The organism is Streptosporangium sp. G11, from assembly GCF_051192615.1.
Lineage (GTDB): Bacteria > Actinomycetota > Actinomycetes > Streptosporangiales > Streptosporangiaceae > Streptosporangium.
The window spans coordinates 168832-187895 of the sequence record NZ_JBPJUQ010000003.1; the positions used below are offsets into that span (position 1 = coordinate 168832).

At 68.7% G+C, this 19064-nt stretch carries 21 protein-coding genes; 14 read left to right on the top strand and 7 right to left on the bottom strand.

Annotated elements, in window-relative coordinates:
• Window positions 1-40: 40 nt before the first annotated feature.
• Together ACSDR0_RS04480 and ACSDR0_RS04485 are read right to left on the bottom strand one after the other, a co-directional pair.
• The gene (locus ACSDR0_RS04480; protein ID WP_435287432.1) at window positions 41-1150 is read right to left on the bottom strand and encodes a tyrosine-type recombinase/integrase; all 1110 of its coding nucleotides are present in this window, start codon (window positions 1148-1150) and stop codon (window positions 41-43) included.
• Window positions 1125-1811 carry a helix-turn-helix domain-containing protein gene (locus tag ACSDR0_RS04485; RefSeq protein ID WP_435287433.1) on the bottom strand — a complete coding sequence of 229 codons (687 nt, stop codon included), beginning with the start codon at window positions 1809-1811 and terminating at the stop codon, window positions 1125-1127. Before ACSDR0_RS04485 ends, ACSDR0_RS04480 begins: the two co-directional genes overlap by 26 nt.
• 58 nt (window positions 1812-1869) lie before the next feature.
• On the opposite strand from ACSDR0_RS04485, the gene ACSDR0_RS04490 reads away from it, so the two are divergent.
• The 11 genes from ACSDR0_RS04490 (at window position 1870) to ACSDR0_RS04540 (ending at window position 11623) form a co-directional block, all read left to right on the top strand.
• Entirely contained in the window at window positions 1870-2100 is a 231-nt protein-coding gene (locus ACSDR0_RS04490; RefSeq protein WP_435287434.1) for a helix-turn-helix transcriptional regulator, read from the top strand.
• Between the two features lie 124 nt (window positions 2101-2224).
• Entirely contained in the window at window positions 2225-4816 is a 2592-nt protein-coding gene (locus ACSDR0_RS04495; protein ID WP_435287435.1) for a DNA primase family protein, read from the top strand.
• Between the two features lie 170 nt (window positions 4817-4986).
• On the top strand, window positions 4987-5220 hold the full coding sequence (locus tag ACSDR0_RS04500) for a hypothetical protein (RefSeq protein ID WP_435287436.1): 234 nt from the start codon (window positions 4987-4989) through the stop codon (window positions 5218-5220).
• Complete coding sequence (locus tag ACSDR0_RS04505) at window positions 5217-5402, top strand: hypothetical protein (protein WP_435287437.1); 186 nt, start codon at window positions 5217-5219, stop codon at window positions 5400-5402. Before ACSDR0_RS04500 ends, ACSDR0_RS04505 begins: the two co-directional genes overlap by 4 nt.
• Window positions 5403-5583: 181 nt before the next feature.
• On the top strand, window positions 5584-6327 hold the full coding sequence (locus tag ACSDR0_RS04510; protein WP_435287438.1) for a helix-turn-helix domain-containing protein: 744 nt from the start codon (window positions 5584-5586) through the stop codon (window positions 6325-6327).
• Window positions 6302-6544 carry a hypothetical protein gene (locus ACSDR0_RS04515; protein ID WP_435287439.1) on the top strand — a complete coding sequence of 81 codons (243 nt, stop codon included), beginning with the start codon at window positions 6302-6304 and terminating at the stop codon, window positions 6542-6544. Before ACSDR0_RS04510 ends, ACSDR0_RS04515 begins: the two co-directional genes overlap by 26 nt.
• Window positions 6545-6673: 129 nt before the next feature.
• Window positions 6674-7123, top strand: coding sequence for a hypothetical protein (locus ACSDR0_RS04520; RefSeq protein WP_435287440.1), 450 nt, complete (start codon window positions 6674-6676; stop codon window positions 7121-7123).
• Window positions 7124-7127: 4 nt separating this feature from the next.
• Complete coding sequence (locus tag ACSDR0_RS04525; RefSeq protein ID WP_435287441.1) at window positions 7128-7937, top strand: hypothetical protein; 810 nt, start codon at window positions 7128-7130, stop codon at window positions 7935-7937.
• A 14-nt stretch (window positions 7938-7951) separates the two neighbouring features.
• Window positions 7952-8680: a hypothetical protein gene (locus ACSDR0_RS04530; RefSeq protein ID WP_435287442.1), complete on the top strand. Its 729-nt coding sequence runs from the start codon at window positions 7952-7954 to the stop codon at window positions 8678-8680.
• Between the two features lie 2 nt (window positions 8681-8682).
• Complete coding sequence (locus tag ACSDR0_RS04535; protein WP_435287443.1) at window positions 8683-8979, top strand: hypothetical protein; 297 nt, start codon at window positions 8683-8685, stop codon at window positions 8977-8979.
• Window positions 8980-8983: 4 nt separating this feature from the next.
• The gene (locus tag ACSDR0_RS04540) at window positions 8984-11623 is read left to right on the top strand and encodes a phage tail tape measure protein (RefSeq protein ID WP_435287444.1); all 2640 of its coding nucleotides are present in this window, start codon (window positions 8984-8986) and stop codon (window positions 11621-11623) included.
• A 657-nt stretch (window positions 11624-12280) separates the two neighbouring features.
• Here the strand turns inward: ACSDR0_RS04540 and ACSDR0_RS04545 are convergent.
• From ACSDR0_RS04545 to ACSDR0_RS04565, 5 genes are all read right to left on the bottom strand, one after another.
• Window positions 12281-13492 (bottom strand): helix-turn-helix domain-containing protein, encoded by a 1212-nt coding sequence (locus ACSDR0_RS04545; protein WP_435287445.1) that lies wholly within the window; start codon window positions 13490-13492, stop codon window positions 12281-12283.
• A 758-nt stretch (window positions 13493-14250) separates the two neighbouring features.
• Window positions 14251-14553 (bottom strand): HNH endonuclease, encoded by a 303-nt coding sequence (locus ACSDR0_RS04550; RefSeq protein WP_435287446.1) that lies wholly within the window; start codon window positions 14551-14553, stop codon window positions 14251-14253.
• Window positions 14550-15410, bottom strand: a complete 861-nt coding sequence (locus tag ACSDR0_RS04555) for a hypothetical protein (RefSeq protein WP_435287447.1) — start codon at window positions 15408-15410, stop codon at window positions 14550-14552. The genes ACSDR0_RS04550 and ACSDR0_RS04555 overlap by 4 nt, the downstream gene beginning before the upstream one ends.
• On the bottom strand, window positions 15407-15772 hold the full coding sequence (locus ACSDR0_RS04560; RefSeq protein ID WP_435287448.1) for a hypothetical protein: 366 nt from the start codon (window positions 15770-15772) through the stop codon (window positions 15407-15409). The genes ACSDR0_RS04555 and ACSDR0_RS04560 overlap by 4 nt, the downstream gene beginning before the upstream one ends.
• Before the next feature lie 79 nt (window positions 15773-15851).
• Window positions 15852-16307 (bottom strand): hypothetical protein, encoded by a 456-nt coding sequence (locus ACSDR0_RS04565; protein ID WP_435287449.1) that lies wholly within the window; start codon window positions 16305-16307, stop codon window positions 15852-15854.
• 164 nt (window positions 16308-16471) lie between these two features.
• Here ACSDR0_RS04565 and ACSDR0_RS04570 point away from each other — a divergent pair, with 164 nt between their 5' ends.
• The 3 genes from ACSDR0_RS04570 to ACSDR0_RS04580 all read left to right on the top strand — a co-directional run bounded on the left by ACSDR0_RS04570 (window position 16472) and on the right by ACSDR0_RS04580 (window position 19019).
• Complete coding sequence (locus ACSDR0_RS04570; RefSeq protein WP_435287450.1) at window positions 16472-16690, top strand: hypothetical protein; 219 nt, start codon at window positions 16472-16474, stop codon at window positions 16688-16690.
• Between the two features lie 873 nt (window positions 16691-17563).
• Window positions 17564-18592 (top strand): conjugal transfer protein, encoded by a 1029-nt coding sequence (locus ACSDR0_RS04575; RefSeq protein WP_435287451.1) that lies wholly within the window; start codon window positions 17564-17566, stop codon window positions 18590-18592.
• Between the two features lie 151 nt (window positions 18593-18743).
• Window positions 18744-19019 (top strand): hypothetical protein, encoded by a 276-nt coding sequence (locus ACSDR0_RS04580; protein WP_329093688.1) that lies wholly within the window; start codon window positions 18744-18746, stop codon window positions 19017-19019.
• The last annotated feature ends 45 nt before the right edge of the window (window positions 19020-19064 follow it).

Consider the following 19064-nt stretch of genomic DNA (forward strand, 5'->3'; position numbering starts at 1 on the left):
CCGATCTTGGAAACCACGCTCTGACCAGGGACGGGGTGCTTCACTGGGCCACCTCGGTCCGCACAGAGTCCGCATGATCTTGAAATGCCGCGTCGATCGCCTTCCTCGTCCGGTCCTCCGAATCGGGGAACAGGTGGCTGTAGACGTTCAAGGTCATCGCCGCGTTCGTGTGCCCCAGGCGCTCGGAGACGACCTTCACCGACTCGCCGCCCGCGATCAGCATCGAGGCGTACGCGTGCCTCAGCGCGTGCGGCCCGGTATTCGCCGGGAGACCGGACTCCTTCACCGCTTTCCGCCACGCGTTGTCCATGAAGTGCGTGTAGACGATCGGCCCGCCCTGCGGCGCGCTGAAGACGAACTCCTCAGGCTTGGCCGGGAAAGCCTCCAGATGGGCCGCCAGCGCGTCAATGACCACCTGGGGGAGTGGAACCACCCGATACGACGATTCGGTCTTGAGCTCGCACACACGGACGCCGTGCCCGGCGGTCTGCTGCACCTGTTGATCGACCTGAACCATGCGCCTGAGGAAGTTCAGGTGCCGGACCTGGAGGCCGAACAGCTCGCCCGGCCGTAGCCCGGTGCCGGCCCCCAGGACGACCAGCGCCCGATATCGCGCGGGCATCGCCGCCGCGAGCTCCTGGACCTGTTTCACAGTCAGCGGCACGACCTTCTTCCGAGGGATCGCCGGGAGCTCCATGCCCTCGCACGGGTTCCGCGCGATCAGCCGGTCCCTCACCGCCGCCCGGAAGACGGCATTGATCGTGTTGTACACGGTCCGGACGGTCGACGCCGCCAGGCCGTGCGTCTTCGTCAACCCCGTGACCCAACCCTGCATGTCCGAGCCGCGGATCGACGACAGCGACCGCCGGCCGAGCACTGGGTAGGCGTAGCACCTCAGATGCTGCTCGACGGCCTTCGCCGTCGCAGGCCGGTGTGGCTTGGCCTCCCGCCACTGCTCGCCGTACGCCTTGAACGTCTCCCGCCCGGCGCGCGGGTCGACGTACTGTCCAGTGAGCACGCTCGCGGTGACCTCGTCGAGCCACCGCTGTCCGTCCACCTTCTTGTCGAAGTGCCGGGCGTGCTCCTTGCCCTCCGCGTCCCGGTACCGGGCCCGCCACTTCCCGTCAGCGCGCTTCTTGATGCTCGCCATCGCGTCCGCCCTCATCGATATCGGCTAGGACTCCCCACATCTCAGGGGGAGTGATTCCGTCATGCCGCATGCGCTGACGATGTTCACGCAGCAGCTCTCTATTGGTGCGGTACTGCGCCTCTTCGGACCTGGCGTGCCTCAGGTGGGCATTTGCCTCGGCGTCTGTCTCGGCGACCGTGGCCGCCTTGCGTGCTCCGTCGGCTTCATTCTTCGCTTCCAGGCACTGCTTCACGTAGATCTTGTGCCACCGGTAGGCGAAGGTCGCGGACTGCTCGTATTCCTCCTGATCCTCGCTATAGATCTTGCCGTCGTCATGGAATCGCCTACCGAACGAATCCTCTCCGGCGAACCACTGGAGGGCCACCCACGGCGGCAGGTTCTGGCCGGGGAGCACTTCAACCTCGTCTTGCTGACCCACCGGGAAGATCAGCTCAATCGGAGGCACACCGAGCGCCTTGCCGAGCACCATCACCTCGGCCACGGAAATCGTCGGCCGTCGGCCGCTCTCGAAGTTCGCCAAAGCGGATCGGGAGAAGGGGAGGCCCAGGTTCTTGCAGGCGTCCGAGAGCTGCTGAGCGCTCATTCCTCGCCGCTCCCGGTGCCTGCGCACCTGGGCGGCAACGCTCGTGGCCAGCCGAGCGGGCCACTCTTCTTGTGTCATGTGCTCACAATATGTGCATGCGTTGACAGCTGACAACCACATCTGAGAGCGTGTGTCCATGTCTAACAGCATGACCGAAATTAGTGTGCTCTCGACACAGCGAGACCCTTTCTCGACCACTGCCGAGGTCGCTGCTCGCTACCGCACCTCCCCGTCCACCGTGCGCTACTGGCGTCACGCGGGCATTGGTCCGCACGGCGTGAAGATCGGCACAAAGGTTCTCTACCGCGAGTCCGAGCTGATCCGCTGGGAGCTCGCCCGCGAGGCGGAGCAGAACGGCGCCGCCTGATGTTCCCGTGCCCTGATATGGCGAAGGGCGGCCCCCGCCACAGGAACCGCCCCGCAAGAAAGACGCTCACCAGCGCCATCACCACGGCCACGGTAGCGCACCCCCCGGCCGCCCGGGAGGGCCAGTGACCAACCTGTACGACCCCGACCAGGTGAACCGGTGGCTCGCCACGCTCCACGGCGACGCGGACGGCCTGACCAGCATCGTGTCCAACCTGAACTGGTCCGGCCGCACCTTCCCCACCACCCCGCCCGGCCGCGCCCTGGCCGTCGACTACGTCGGCCAGCTCGACGCGCAAGGCGCCACCGGGATCTACGCTCGCGTCACCACCCTGCGCGAGCAGGCACCCACCGGCAGGCGCGGCGAGATCGACCTGTCCCTCGCCATTCCCGGCTTCTGGACCGACCTCGACATCGCCGGGCCCGGCCACAAACACGACGTCTGCCCCACCGGCTGCACCGAACGGCACAAGCACGTCCGCCTGCCCCTCCCGGAAGATGTCGACGCGGTCAGGCGGATCATGGCCGAGTCCGGCCTACCCGCACCCTCCGTGTGGATCCACTCTGGTGGCGGCGCCTACACCTATCACCTGTTCGACGAGCCCTACCTGATGACCCCGGAAACTATCCCCGTCATCGCCGCCCTGTCCGAACGGTTCCAGCAGGCCGTCAAGGCGTCCGCCGAACGGCTCGGCTACGAATACGCGCCGGTCGGCGACCTCGCCCGCGTGCTGCGCATCCCCGGCACGATCAACCGCAAGGAAGGCCTGTCGCGGGCCTGCTTCATCATGGACGACACCTCCGGAGTGACGTACCCGCTCGCCGAGCTCACCCCGCTCATCTTCGGCATCCCCCTGCCCGAGCCTGAGACGACCGCCCCGGCCGCCCAGGGCGCCGCGCTGCCGTTCAACCAGCCGCGGCCCTACCGCGACGACGAAGACGAGCTCAGCCCCGGTGACGACTTCAACGACCGCGCCTCGTGGGACGACATTCTCGGTACCCGCGGTTGGACCCGCATCGCCCAGTACGGCGCCGAGACCCGGTGGTGCCGTCCCGGCAAATCCGGCGACACCTCCGCGACCACCGGCCGCGACGGCATGGACAACCTGTACGTCTTCTCTACCAGCACCGAGTTCGAGACCCAGAAGCCCTACAGCAAGTTCGGCGCCTACACCCAGCTCACCCAGGGCTCGACCAGCAAGGCCGCGTTCAGCGCAGCAACGAAAGCCCTGCGCGCCCAGGGGTACGGCAGTTCCCGCGACAAGACCGCCGAGCTGTACACCCTCGGTGGCATCACGCCCGGAGTCGTGGGCAACACCGCGCTCGCCACCGTCACCGACATCCGCCGCGCCCCCTCGGTCGGCCACGGCGAGCAGCACCGGGGGCACCTGCGCATGGCCGAACGATTCGTCACCGAGCACGCCGACACCCTGCGCTACGTGCACGGCCTCGGCTGGCACCGTTGGGACGAGGCGCGGTGGGCCGTCGACGACCAGCGCGCCGACATCGTCGCCGCCCGGCAGACCATCAAAACGGCGCTCGCCGACCTCAAGCAGATGGAAGGCCAGGACCGCGACGACCTGTTCAAAGACATCCGCAAGTCCGAATCCTCCTCCGGCATCGACGGCATGGTGAAGATCGCTTCCGCGCTCCCGCCCATCTCCGTCGCATCCAAGGAGCTGGACGCCGACCCCCACCTGTTCAACACCACCTCAGGAACCCTCGACCTCCTGACCGGCAACACCCGGCCCAACGACCGGGCCGACCTGATCACCAAAGTCGCGGGCGCCGCACCCCAGACCGGCGATGACACGGAGTGGCTCGCGTTCCTCGCCCGCATCCTCCCTGACCCCGAGGTGCGAGCGTTCGTTCAGCGCCTGGCCGGCTACTCGATGCTCGGCAAGGTCGTCGAGCACGTGATGCCCATCTGGACGGGCACCGGGGCGAACGGCAAAGGCACCCTGCGCGACGCGCTCATGGCCGCCTTCGGTGACTACGCCATCGAGATCGACCCGGCCATGCTCATGGAGGCCAAGCACGAGCGGCACGGCGCCTTCAAGATGCGGCTGCGCGGGGCCCGCCTGGTCTTCTGCTCCGAGACCGAGAAGGGCCGCCGGTTCGCCGAAGCCACCATGAAGCGACTCGTGGGCGGCGACCCCATCGAGGCGAACCTGATGCACAAGAACCCCATCACGTTCATCCCGTCCCACACCCTGATCATGCTCACGAACCACCTGCCCGCAGTGTCCGGCGACGACCCGGCCGTCTGGCGCCGCCTGCTCGTGGTCCCGTTCGACGTCGTGATCCCCGAGCAGGAGCGGGACGGGAAGCTGCCCGACCGGCTGCGCGCCGCCGCGCCCGCCATCCTCGCCTGGGCCCACCAGGGGTGGCTGGACTACCAGCAGCAGGGGCTGAACCCCCCGGAGGCCGTCCGCGCCCGCACGCAGGAATATCAGGCCTCCAGCGACGCCCTGGGCCGCTTCCTCGACGACCGGACCATCGGCACCCCGCACGGGGTGGTGAAGGCCCGGGAGCTGTACACCGCGTGGACGCAGTGGTGCTACGCGTTCGGCGAGGAACCCGGGACCGAGAAGGCGTTCGCCGAGTCGATGGACAAGCGCGGCCACGAGAAGAAGAAACGGAGCGTCGGCATGACGTACCTGGGACTGATACTCGCCGCCGATGAGGAAGAGCCAAAAGGGTTCCGACCTGCGTAAGTGCAGGGTTGTGCAGGGTCTCCCGTAAACCCTCCACATGTGCGCGCGTAGAGAGTTTCGGAAAACCCTGCACAACCCTGCACTACCCCTCTGACCTGCGAAAACTTCACAACAACCCTGCACAACGCTCTGACCAGCGAAAACACATCACCCGCCACCTGAAGGACGCCATGACCACCGACCCCCAAGCCCCCGCGGCCCTCCGACCGCCCACCCGCCCTGGAGGGAACTGGAGCTGGATCCTCCTCGCCTGCCCGCACTGCGGAGAGCAGCACATCCACGGAGCACCCCGAGGCGCCCAGGACAACGGAGGGCACCGCATCGCCCACTGCCGCGACCGAGACCGCCCCACCGGCTACTACGTCGTCCCCGCCACCCAGCCCACCCCGGAGGACGCCGCGTGAAGCCTCACCCGCTCGCCCAACCCGCCGCCTCCCCCCGCGGATCCATCCCCGGCGGCTGCGACGACTGCCACGCTTACCAGACCGTCAAGAAGGTCACCGGCCGCATCACCCAGATCACCGTCCACCACGACAACACCTGCCCGGCTCTCCGCGCCCGTCAGAACCGCAGGAACACCCGGTGAGCGCCCTGCCCGCGGCGCCTCGTCGATCCGCGGAAATGATGCGCGCGCGCCCACATCAGGCGACCAGCCCATACCGGTACCCCCCGTACTGCCCCGTCGTACAGGGCAAACGTGCACGCGCGCGAATGACCGGTCACTCCCCCCACGCGCGATCATGCGCGCGGGCGCGTCAGGCGACCAGATGACGCACGTACGAAGCTCCGACTGGTCGAAGCTGGAGGACGCGGCCCCGAGCAGCTGCGACCGGGCGGACGTCCCTTCGCGCGCGATCGCGTGTGCGCCCGCGTCAGGCGACCATCTTGTCCGCACGCGGTTCGAACGTTCCCAGCCGGGCGCCGTCGAGCGGGAGCGCCTGGCCGCCACGCTCGGCGCCCTGCTCCGCTCCCTGCGCGCCGAGCGGCGCCTGTCGACGCGGGCGCTCGCCGTCCGGTCGACGGTGGCCCGGTCGACCATCACCCGCCTCGAAGCCGGGGAGCGTCGGCCCCGGCCGGGCGTGCTGGCCGCGCTCGCCTACGGCCTCGACCACGAGAACCCCGGGCCGGTCGCCGTGGCGCTCCAGGAGGCGGCCGGGGAGTCGCTGCGCCCTGACACCCCGGCCGGGGAGCGGAGGCGCTCCCGGCGGCTCGGTAGGGCGCAGCGGGAAGTGAAGGCGCTGCGGGATGAGGTTGGCCGGCGGGCCGGGCATGCGCGCGTCGCGGCCCGGCGGCTCGCGATCGCTGGGTTCCACGCCGTACCGATCCCCCCGCCGGGCAACCTCACCGCCGCCCAGCTCGACCGCCTCGAAGCCGAGATGAACCGCGCCGAGTCCGTGCTGGAGGAGTCGCGGCGCCTCGACCGCCGCGCCGAGAGTCTCATGTCGACGCTCGCCTGGCCGTACCACCCGCTGGAGAGGAGCCACCTTGAGCGACACCTCGAAGAACCCTGACCGGCCCGCCCGGATCGACGTGACGACGGACGGCAAGCCCGACGTCGCCAAGATGCGCAAGGTCCTGCGTGAGCTGCAGAAGGGCGAGCGGGAGAGGCGGCTCGCGCAGGGCCGGGGAAAGCCGCGGACCCGCCGGGAGACGGAGATCTGGAGCGCGGGGGTGCGCAAGCGCCTCGGCATCACCGAGGACGAGGGCGAGGGCGATGACGTTGTGTGATCCATTTTCGAGCTATACCAGACAGAACCCAGGCTCTGTTGTGTATAGAAACGCGCTGACCTGCACGAATCTGAGAGCCCTCGTTGAGCAAGGAGATCTGTCCGGCGGTGTCCGTTCTTCCAGGTGGTCATGCATGGTCATGCAGTCGCCCAGGGTGAGGGGCTGACCGTGGCGCTGCCTGACGGGCCGGGCCCCGCGCTCATCGCCACCGGCGCCTACCTGCCCGGTTCCGTCTGCGATCCCATCTGGCGAGTCCTGCGCACATACCTCGCCAAGCACCGGGCCGACGGCGGCCACGTCCTCCCCGAAATCGCCGCCGCCGTCGAAGTACTGCGCGCGGCCGGCCACCTGCACACCATCACGTCCGCGAACGGAAGCGCCTCGCGGAACCCTGCGGAAATCAGCGCATCCTCACCGGAGCAGGCGTTGATCACCACTGATCAGCTGGCTGCCCGTCTCGGCGTCACCCCGCGGCACGCCCGCAACATCGCCCGGGACGGGCACGTCCGGCCGGTCGCCCGGGGCCTGTGGCACGCAGACGACGCCACCGCTTTGGAGGTGGCCAGAGTACGGAGGTAACCCCGTGGCCGACGAGCCCGCATCGACCCCTGAGCCGACGTCCACACCCCCACCGGCGCCCGCGCCCGTCATCCCGCCCGGGTGGCTCCCCGGAGGCGCCGCCCCCGCGCCGCTGGTCTCCACCTTCCAGCCGATGAAGCAGCCGCCCGCGCCGCTCCCGGCCGCGCAGACCGACCCCGCCGTCACCAGCGGGCAGGCCCTCCAGAGCTCCTACGGGGCCCGCCTGGACGCGATCCGCAACGACCCGAACCTCTCAGACCTGGCCAAGGCCGAAGCCGTCGTCGCCGCCCACGAGCAGCACGGGGCGCAGCTGGAGAAGCTCGCCGCGGACCTGCACGAGCGGCGCACCGCCCGCCTCACCTACCTGCAAGCGCAGATCCCCCAGGGGCCCGGGGTTCCCTCCGACGCCTCCCCGGCTGACGCCGCGGTGATGACGACCGCGTTCCGCGCCGCCCTCGGTGAGGCCCGCGCCGCGTCCCCTGAGCAGCGCGGCCAGATGCTCGCCGACGCCCTGCGGTTCGGCGACACCCCCACCCTGCGCGCCGTGCTGACGGCCGCGGCGGACACCGGGCAGATGAAGCTGATCGACGCGTGGGCGCAGGCGGCCGGCAAGACCGACGTCCTGTCGGAGATCCGCGCGCTGCGCGAGGAGATCGAGGGCCACGGCCCCGGCCGGGGGTGGACGTTCCTGGCGTTCCAGGGCGCCAGGCGCCCCGACGAGATGTTCACGCTGCCCGGTCTGCGTGCCGCCGCCGAGCGCCAGGCCGGGCAGCGCGCCCAGGCCGCCCGCCTTAACCCCTACGTTCCGCGATGAACAGGACCACGCCCATGACGAAGACGAAGACCGACCCGGATCTGTCCATGAGCGAGGCGGAGGTGGACGCGATCGTCGGCGACGCCCTGGCCGAGGCCGAGCAGGCCGAGCGTGCGCTGCAGCAGGCCGAGCAGACGGCGCGCGGTGAGGCGCCGTCGGCCGGCCTGGCGATGAAGGCCGAGGCCATCACCCCGGCCCGCCTGGTGGAGCTGCGCGCCGCGGTCGACCTCGCGCAGATGAACGTTCAGGCCGCCGAGCGCCGCACGGAGCAGGTGCGGGAGAAGCGGAAGCATGCCGAGTGGGAGGCCATCCGCGCCCAGATCCGCGAGGAGGCCGCGGCCGACCTGGACGGGGCCGAGAACATCGTGGACGCCCTCGACACCTTCGAGGCGGCTCTCACCGGCCTGTGTGAGGCGATGGAGGAGCACAACGCCCGTATCACCCGGTGGACGCGGCTGATGGGTTCAGCGGGTATCAGCGTCGTCCAGGGCGAGCAGGCCGGGCCCGAGGGGTTCTCCTACTCGCGCGACAACGGGACCGCCATCATCGGCCGGAAGGTGTACCGGTCGTTGGTCGCCGGGAAGTTCGTCGGGGCGACCATCTTCCGCGTCATGTCGCCGTACCCGTCTGAGTTCCTCAAGTGCTACGTCGACCGGGATATCACCGGGTTCGCGGGCGACTGGTACGAGGGCACGAAATCCGAGCCGGTGAATCTGCGGGCCCGGATCCGGCGGGACGCCTGACCGTGCCGCTCTCCCTGTCCGGCCGCGCCGACGCGCTCGCCGCTTCGGTCGGCCTCATCACCACCGCCCGCGCCGGCTTGCCCTCCGGCGAGCTCGGCCGCCAGGTCGTCGCTGCCATGACCGATCTGCAGAACCGCCACCCGGGGCAGGCCGCGCAGGCGCTCGCGTGGTTCATCGGGCAGCTCGCCGCGCAGGCCGGGCACGCCTGCGACGAGTGGGACAAGGCCGCCGGCGGAACCCCGGCGGCCGAGTGGCTGACCGCGGTGGGCGCCCACGCAGCACGCAAGAGGGAGAGCTGAACCCATGTCCTTGTCTCTCGGTGAGCTCCACGCCATCATCGACGCCGACGACGCCGGGTTCGACTCCGCAGTCAACGGCGCCGAGAAGTCGCTGAAAGCCCTGCAGTCCGGGGCGAACACCGCCCTGGCCTCCCTGGAATCCACGGTCACCCAGAGCCTTGGCGAGGTCGCCGCATCCCTGGCCGACGGGTTCGACCCCACCGCGGCGCTCGCCGACGCTGACCGGCTCGTGGCCGGGTTCGTCGCCGACCTCGACCGGATGGAGGCCGAAGCCGCGCAGGGCGGCCGAGGCATCGTCAACGAGCTCCGCACCGCCCTGGGCGATGTGGACGATGTCGCCCGCCAGGCCGGGCAGGACGGCGGAGACGGCCTCGTCGCCGGGCTCCGCGCCTCGCTGGCCGATGCGAAGCGGGTTGCCCGGGAAGCCGGTGACGACGCGGGCCGCGAGTTCGGCGACGGCACTGAGCAGACCGGCCGGGCCCGCATGGGTGGCGCGGCCGACGGGCTGATGTCCTCGCTCAAGTCGGCGCCGTGGCTTGCGGCCGGCGCGGCGATCGGCGCGGCCCTGATGTCGGGCCTCACGAGCGCCCTGGACGCTGAGCAGGCCAAGGCGAAGCTGTTCGCCCAGGTGGGTGCGACCGGCGACGAGATGGACAAGCTGGGCCGTGTCGCCGGAAAGGTGTACGCCGACGGGTACGGCGAGGGGATCGGTGACGTCACCGAGTCTCTGAAGTCGGTGGTTCAGAACATCGATGGCGTCCGGGACGCGTCCGATGAAGCCCTGGGCACCCTGTCCAAGCGCGCCCTGGATGCCGCGACCATCCTCGACGAGGACCTCGGCCGGGTCACCGCGGCCGTCTCTCAGATGCTCCGTACGGGGGTTGCGAAGAACGCCGAGGAGGCGTTCGACATCATCGTGCGCGGCCAGCAGCTTGGCCTGAACAAGTCCGAGGATCTGCTGGACAGCTTCAATGAGTACGGTACTCAGCTTCGCACCTTGGGCCTAGACGGAAAGACGTCTCTCGGGCTGATTTCACAGCTCCTGAAAGGCGGCGCTCGCGATTCGGATGTGGCCGCTGACGCGCTGAAGGAATTCGCGATCGAGGCTGTGCAGGGCGGCGAAAAGGTTCGGTCAGGGCTGGCCAACCTTGGTTTTTCCGCTGACGATATGATCTCGAAGTTCGCCAAGGGCGGACCGGCCGCAGCGGGCGCCTTCGATCAGATGGTGGACAAGCTCCGCAACGTCGAAGACCCGGTAAAGCGAAACGCGATCGCCGTCGAGCTGTTCGGCACGAAGGCCGAAGACCTCGGTAAGGCCCTGTTTTCACTCGACCCGTCCAAGGCTACGGCCTCTCTCGGTTTTTTCTCCGGAGCGGCGAAAAAGGCCGGGGACACGCTTCACGACACTGCGACGAACAAAATTGAGCAGTGGAAGCGCGGCATGTCCGAGGGCGTCGTCAACTTCCTCGGCGGCACAGTCCTCCCCGCTTTGGAGAAGGCCGCTGAAGGCTTCTCCATGTCTGGGGCCCTGGAGGCAGTGCAGGGCTGGAAGGACCAGCTGGGCCTCATCTGGGACGGGGTGGTCGCCGACGTCCAGGAATGGGTGGCCGCCAACGGGGAGACCATCGAGCAGTGGAAGACGAAACTGTCCGAGGGTTTCGAGTCTGCGAAGACCGTCGTTTCTGATGTCCTCACCATTCTGAAAGAATTGTGGGACAAATACGGCCAAGATATTATTGCGGCCGTCACTTTTTTAGTCTCCACATTCCTCTCTATCTGGAATGGTTTTTGGGGCGTCGTTTCCGGCTTGGTTAAAACTGCCAAGGCGGTAATGACCGGTGATTTTACGCTCCTTAAAGAGGGTTTGCGTCAAATCTGGGATTCTCTGTGGCAAATGGTGGAAGACACCATTAAGCGCACCCTGGGATCTGTCGGCCAAATCGCGTCTGAGTCGTGGACGAAACTGAAGGCCGACGCGACCGCGGCCTGGGAAAATCTTAAAAAGACGATAGCCGAAAAAATCACCGGCCTCATTGCTGACGTAAAAACAATTCCAGCAAAAACCAGAGCCGTTTTTCATGATGCGGGCACGTGGCTGATCCAAGCTGGAAAAGACATGATTCTCGGCTTCGTCAACGGCATCAAAAACATGGCGGGTGCGGCGGTCGACGCGGCGAAGTCGGTGGTGAAGGGCGCCGTCGACGGGGTGAGAAACTTGCTCGACGAGCACTCCCCGTCGAAGGTGTTTCACCTCATCGGCGAGAACACGATTCAGGGCTGGATCAACGGCGTGCTGGCCAAGGGTGGCGAGGCTGTTGTCGCGGTGAAGAAGGTCATGGCCGCCGCGAAGCAAGCCGCCAAAGACTCGGGTTTCGGTGACAACCGGGCCGCCATCGACGCCGCCCTGCTCGCTGCGGAGAAGAAGGCCAAAGCCCAGCAGCAGAAGAAGACCGAGATCAAGGGCGCCACGCACGGCACGTCCGGTGTCGCGTTGGAGGGCGGCGGCGGCTTCAGCGGCGGCTCGTCCTGGCAGCCCGGAGGCGGCGGGGTGGTCATCAACATGCCGAACGCGACCATCCGTGAGCCCGCAGACATTCCTCGTCTGGGCGCCCAGTTCGGCTTCGAATACACCGCCCGCGCCTGATCGAACATGGCGGCGGCCCCCGACCTTCCCTCCAGAGAGGTCGGGGGCCGCCGCGGTCCGTCCCGGCCCCCTGGGGTGACGCCCAGAGGTATCCGCGCCGGGACAGAAGCTATTGACGCGTGGGCGGGGTGTGGGGGCCGTACCCGAGCGGGCCCCGTTTCGCGATGCAGGCCGCTGCGGGTAGGAACAGGTAGTCCTCGCGCACGTCAGCGCCCCAGTAGTAGCCGAGGTACAGGGACCACAGGCGGCTGATCGGCCAACGGCAGTCTGGGCAGAGGCCGGGCCGGGGCCCGTCCGTCATGTCCGGGCTTCCCGCTGCGCCCCGCTGGGCTGCTTCACCTCGTCGAGCTGTCGGCATAGGTCGACAGGGTCGGGGGCGTGCAAGGTGCGGGTGCAGAGGCAGCCAAGCAGAGGGCACGGCCCGGTTGCGTGCCAGATGCCGCCCGCACGCCAGATGCGTCGGCCCGGATACACGCCGCTGAGGTGCATCACGAGCGCGTCGGCCTGGTCGTCGGTCAGCAGGAGCGGCGGATGCGCAGCGAGCTCCTGCGGTGCTGGGGTATTCGTGTCTGGGGCCACACACCGATCGTCGCGAGAAGTGTGCGGTGCGTCACAGGGACAGAACCCATCAGTCGCCGCAGCGAAAAACCGTCGCGATTAGTGGGGCACCCCCACAAAATCCGCCATAGCGACAACGCCCCGGGGGCGGGTCGGCCTCATCATCAGCTCCCGCACGACCGCCCGCGCCAGGCCGTGCTGACGCAGCCACCCGGGCGCCAGACGCCGGATGGTCTGCAACGTCTCCACCGCCGCCGTGTCCCGGTGCGTCTCAGTCTGGGCGTGCGCCACGTCGAGCATGAACCGGGCCCGCCACGACTCCGGGGTTTGAGCGGCCATCGGTACCCGGCGGGCCAACTCCAGCGCCTTGCCCCACTCGCCCGCCGTCGTCTCCAGCTGGACGGCCTGCATCGACACTGACGTCGGCCCGAACACGCTCGTCCACCGGTCGGTGCTGTCGCCGACCATCTGCGCGGCGGCCTGGGCGACGCGCAGGAGCTCGCGCGCCGTGTCGTACCGCTCGGCGCGGGCCGCCGCGGTCATGCCCGACAGCAGCAGCCCGCCGTAGACGGACACCTGGTGACGGTCACTGCGGAACTTCGGCTCGATCGTGTCGGCGGCCCGGGTGGCGACCTGCTCGGAGTCGTCGAGCCGCCCGGTACGCAGGAAGATCCACGACACGGAGTTTGTGATCATCGCGGGCAGCATCGCGTCATCGCTGTCACGTGCGGCGGCGGCGGCCCGGTCCAGGCCGAGCAGGGCGAGGTCTTCCTGGCCGTGCTGCACCAGGACGTGCGCGGCGAGCTGACTCGTCTTCGCCAGCACCGCCGAGGCAGCCGCGGCGCGGCTGTTGGTGTTCTCCCGAACCGCGACCCGGGCCTCGGTGAGGAGGTCCGGCACGGTGCGGCCGAGGGTCGCGAAGTCGCCGCCGTGGTAGCTGCTCCATGCGTCGGCCACCGACTCGCGCAGCGCCTCAATGTCGGGTGGCGCGTCTTCGCCTTCGACGTCGACGGCGGGAAGCCAGTCGCCGGCGGGGACCAGGGCGCGGCGGATCGCGAGGAGCTGCGGGTCGTCGCCGCGCTCGACCTGGGGGACGACGCCGAGGAGGAGTTCGGTGGTGGTGATGCCGAGCGCCGTGGCGAGCGCGTTCGCTGTCGAGACTCGCGCGGATTGCCGCTGTCCCTGTTCCAGTTTCCGGATGGTGTCCACGTTGACCCCGGCCCGCTCGGCGAGTGCTTCCTGTGTGAGCCCGGTGTAGCGGCGGGCGACTGCGAGCCGCTGGCCGATGGTCATGTCGGGGCGAAGTTCCATCGTGTACCGTCCTAGTCAGGCTCTGCACAGTCCCGGAGGCGTCAACAACCTCAGGCTACGGTGCAGGGCCTTCATCATGCGAGAAGCCGCTTAGAGACAGTCAGGGCGGGCCGTGGCACCCTCGCGGAGGGGTGGGGGTGCCACGTGCGAGGGGGTTACAGGTCAGGGCGGGTGCCACACCCCGTGGCGGCAAGATCGTTGCACCTGGTGGCACCTGCCGTGGCGGGGGTGTGGCACCCCGGCCCGCGACACCGTGGCACCCCCATGAAGGGGCTGGGGTGTCGCGGGCCGGGGGTTACAGGTCAGGGCGTTCCGACAGGTGTCGCGACACCTCGGCGACACCCCGCCCGACAGGCCGGCGACAGTGCCCCGACACACCCCGCGAAGATCAACAAGCTTTTCGGCGCTCTGCCCCACGCGCAGCCGTACGAGCCCCGCCGAGGGGCCGCCCCCGGGGTGACCCTCAAGACCCCCTCGAAGCCTCAAGAGCGCAGGCCGCCGGGGTCGAGAGCAGGGTCAAGAATCCTGGACCCGGCCTCAAGTTCTTGACCCTGACCCTCAAGTCCATGACCCTGCCCTGACCCCCGGGAACCGGCCTCCAGGGCCCATTTTCGAGGGGTGCCGGAATGGCACTACCGCCACTACCGCGCAGCTCACAGACGGTAGTGGCCGGGTAGCGCCTGCCCGGCAGGTAGGCCCGAGGTAGGGGCACGGGTAGGCCCCCTGCCGAAGCAGAGGGGCCGCCCATCCTCAACCGGTCAGGCCGCGCGCTGGACCTCCACCTCCCGGGCCCGGTCGAGCAGCAGCCACACCAGCGGCCACGGCAACTTGTCGGCCTTCGCCTCGTTGCAGGGCCTGCACGCCAACACGAGATTCTGCGGCTTGCTCGTGCGCCACATGCGAAGCGGAATGTAGTGGTCGAACGTGAGGGTCGTCGGGTTCTCGACCGGCGCCCAGCAGTAGAAGCAACGCGACCCGTCTCGGACCGCCAGCTCCCGTTTCAGCTCCCGGCCGTACTCTCCCTGGGTGCGCCTCGACCTCCACTGACGGTGGCGCCTCATGACGCGACCTCGACGAGCTGCCCGAGGTACGCCTGGAGCTTCCGCGCCCGGTCGGTGCCCACCGACATCCGCGTCTTGATCGTGCGGACGGACGGCAGCTCGCCCTGGGTGACGTCGGCCAGGAAGTGAGACAGGGCGAGCGGGTACAGGTCTGCGTCGGGGTCAGGTACGCCGTGCGGCTGTACCTCGGCCTCCGGCCCATCGCCGGGCGCGGAGACGAATCCGCGCGGATCTCCCGGCGGCGCCACCTCGGCTACCTGGGCAGGTACAGCGGGCCGGTGTACCTGGCCCGTATCGACGACCCGAAGGATTCGCTTCGCGTCCCGCCACGCCCCCTCGACCTCATCCACCAGCTCCTCGTCGGGGACGACGTTCTCGAGCGGCGCCGCCGCGGTGACGGCTTCCGTCTCCCGGTACGCCTGGCCGTCGCGGGCGAGCAAGTGTCCGAGCGCGGCGCCCATGCCGAGCACGAGCACCGGCAGGCACGACACGACGGTGACGATCCACACCGGGGCCGTGGTGAAGTTGGCGACCTGGAGCAGGTGGTAGGCGACCTGGCCGAGCATGCCCAGCAGCAGCGACGCGATTGAGGAGAACTTCGCGAAGCGGCGGGTGGTGGCCGACACGACCGGGCTCGACGACAGCCACGTCCCGAGGGCGTACGCCGCGTAGGTCTCCACGCCGATCGGCAAGCTGATGGCCGTGTTGATCTCGAAATCGGAGATGCCCGGCAGCGGCTTGACCATGCCGAAACCGGTCTTCTCGCCGAGGCCGACCCACCCTGACCAGGTGGCCACCCCGGCGGGCAGCGCGAGCAGCAGCAGCGGCCACCGGGCCGGGATATGACGGTTGCTCACCACTTCACCGCCCCGCCCTGGTCCGGGCCCTTCGAACCACGCGTCAGGGCCGCGCCGAAGTCGGGGAAGGTGCGGATGTCGAGCAGCGCGATGACGTCGCCGAGCGCCCCGGCCGCGGCCAGCGGGATGAGCAGCTTCGCCGGGACCGCCCAGTCGGGCCCGTACATCACCTCCAGGGCGGGCGGCTGCAGCTGGCCGGCGGCCTCGACGACGAGGTAGGTGATCTGGACGGTGTTGCGGTCGGTGTCGAGGTCGGCGACGAGGCGGGTGTGCTGGGTGCCGTCGTCGATGCGGGGGTGGGTGGCGTCGCACCAGCCGAGCGGACAGCGCTGCCGGGCGGGGGCGGGTACGGTCGGTTCCACGATTCTGTCTCCTGCTCAGATCAGGGGATGGGGTCGAGGCCCCCGGCCGGTGTTGGAGCACCGACCGGGGGCCGTCTTGCTATGAGGAACGGGCACCCTGGCGGGCGGCCGTGATGAGGGTCTGCAGGTGCTCGACGAGGTGCTCGGCCTGCTCAACGGTGAGGGTGCCTTCGCTTCGCTCGTCGTCGGACAGCACGATGAGCACCTCGTCGCCCGGCTGCTGGCGCAGGCCCGTCATGAACTCGTGTCCGGGGTGGACGACGTCGAGCCCCGACTCGTGCTCGACGTCGACGCCGTTGAGGTGGTCGGTGCCGCACCAGGCCGGGCAGGTGGTCGCGGGAGCGGCAGGGGTGGCCGGCGGCGTGCTGATGGCGCAGGAGTTGCAGGCGTAGACCTCGCGGCCACCGATCATCCCGACGAAGACGGCGGGGATGCCGAGCACGGCGCAGATGACACAGGCCCAGCCCTCAAGCTGCGGAACGGTCAGAGCGGTGCGGTTGGCGACGGCGGCGGTGAGGCTCATAAGCTTGCTCATGGATCTTCTTCCTCTTACCAGGATCTGGATCAAGGGTCCGTTCGGTGGTGGTACACCGGGCGGACCCGTCTTGCGTCTCAGACTGTACCGACGCTCGGGACAGATGTACACAACATCGGGACACCTTCTTTAGGTTCGTCCCGAGAGTGCGTACACTTGGCATCATGGAGTCCAAGGAGCGCCCCGTCCCCGTCGCGGTCAGCGACGTCGCCGCCTTGCTCGGGGTGACGGTGAACACCGTGAACCAATGGCGCAAGAGAGCGGCCAGCGCGAAGCAGGTCGAGCCGTTCCCACCTGCGTCGGGGAAGGTGGCCGGCACTGACTATTGGTGGGCTGACGAGATCCTCGCGTGGGCGAAGCGAACGGGGAGAGTCAAGGAATGACCTCCGGTCCGCAGCGAGTCCGCAGGACCTTCGAATAGCGCCGAACATCGTCAACGCCAGCAAACGCAAGAACATGCAGGTCAGAGTGCATGCAGGGGAGTTGTGCCAGGTCGGAGCGTTGCAGCCAGAGTTCCGCTTCAACGTCTGACCGATCGTGTGACGCGAAGGGTGCTCCCGGCTCGCCGGTGAGGCGGTAGGGCGTCCCCTTCGCTGGTTCCCGCTGCCGGGGGTCGCGTTCACGGGTGTAGCGTACGGGTGCGTGGTCGAGCTTCGAGGAGTTACGGCGTCGCACGGGGTGAGAGGCACGACGAGGGCGGACGGGGCGGCCGGGACCGCTTGTCCGCCTCCACCCTCCTCGCGCCTTCGGCTCCCGCCTGGCGACAGGCTCCGGGTCTCCCCCGCTCCGTCGCGTTTTTCGCCACGTGTGAGGCCGGGCTTCTCGGTGACGACCTACTCAAAGCGGGACACTCACCGGCAGACCTGGACATTCGTACACCGCATCCGTGGATTCGACCTTGGTCGGGCGTGATGAGCAGGGCTATTTCAGGGGGTTGTGACCCTGGGTGACGTATTTTGCGTTAAATGCGCAGGTCGCGACAGTCCGGGGGCCGTCTAGTTAGCAATGGGTGGCGTTTGAGTAATCAGCCCGCGCGCTGGCCAGGGGTAATGCGCCTTTCACCGGTCATCGGCGGCATCGGCTACCTCGCCGGGGTTCCAGACCCGGTTTGCTCAGTCATCGCGATGCCTGCAGCATAGGCGTGGCTTTCCTGGAAGAATCGGCTGGGCGGCTAGAGTAAGTGCGTCACCACGGCCAACGGGATCGGCGGAAATACGAAACCGCGCCGGCCGAGGATTGACGCGAGCGGAGGCGTGATGGCTCGAAGGTCGACGGTCCAGCGTGATCCCCGGATCGCTGGCGACCCTGAGCTGTCGGCATACCCGGACTTCCCCGACGATTCCGACCTCGATCGCGCTCCGGCGCGCGGGCGGGGCGCGTCGCGCGGGCGCTGGTCCGGTGGAGGCGGCCGCTGGCTGGTGTGGACCGGCCGTGCCGTGCTCTGGGCGCTGATCGTCGTCATCGTCGTGAACGGGGTCCGCGCGCCCTTCGAGCGCTTCACCCAGCAGAACGCCCCCTCCGGCGTGGCGCCCGTCTCGGGGACCGGATTCCCCACGGTCCAGGCCTCCGCCTTCGCGGCCCAGTTCGCCGAGGTCTATCTGAACTTCGACGGAGCCCGCCTCTCGGAGAGGGAGTCGAGACTCGCCCCCTACCTGCCCGAGGGCGCCGAGGCGCAGTTCGGCTGGGACGGTTTCGGCAGGATGAGCGCTGGAGCGGTGCAACCGTACGGGATCGAGGTCGTCGACGCCGACAACGCCGTCGTCACCGTCGCCTACCAGTCGGAGAACCGCCGCCAGCTTCTGTCGGTGCCCGTCTACCGCGACCGGGCCGCGGAGAGGTTCGTGGTCGCCGGGCGCCCCGGCATCCTGCCGGCGCCGAAGGCGGCCGGCCTGCCGCCCAAGGCCGCGCCCGAGCGCGACCGCGCCGCCGAGCAGGAGCTGCGCACCCCGCTGGAAGACTTCTTCAAGGCGTACGCGGGTGACACCGCCTCGCTGCAGCGCTACGCCGACGCCGGGGTCACCCTGGAGGGGTTCGGGGGCGCGTTCACCTTCCTGCAGCTCAAGGACCTTTCCGTGCCCCTCACCGGGGGAACCACCCGCGAGGTGACCGCGACGGTCACGTGGGGCGTGCCGTCGAAGGCGACGTCGTCCACCGAACCCGAACCCGCCGACCCCGGCCAAGCGGGAGGCAAGCTGGAACAGTCCTACTTGCTCACCATGGTCAAGCAGGGCGACAAGTGGTTCGTCAAGGACATCCGCGGCGCATACCGATCTGTGGCGGGGTAACACATGATCGAATGGAGCCGGTCCACGGTGAGCAGAACCCCCCTGATCGATGAGCCGCCGATCCGGGTTCCCGCGCTCAGGCGTCGCGGACCCGTCGCCGTCCGGCGGGCACGATCGTGAGTACGGAGGACAAGAAGTGATTATCAAGACCATGCTGCTGAGCGCCATAGAGCTCGCTCAGCCCACAGCTCCTCCCGCGGGCGTCAACACCGAAGGCCTCGCTGACTTCCTCCGCAGCTTCTTCGCGCCACTCTTCCTGGTCATCGTCTCGGTGGTGGCCCTCTTCTTCCTCTTCACCCGTGAGATCACCAGATTCGTCCAGTTCATCATCCTGGCGATCGCCATCGGAGTGATCTTCTACGTTCCGAACATCATCGAGGTGACTGCCAAGGCGATCGCGGGCGCGCTGGGCATCTCGGGGGGTTGAGACCGGGTTCGAACGGTCAAACAAGGAGAGGCGGAGAGGAGGATC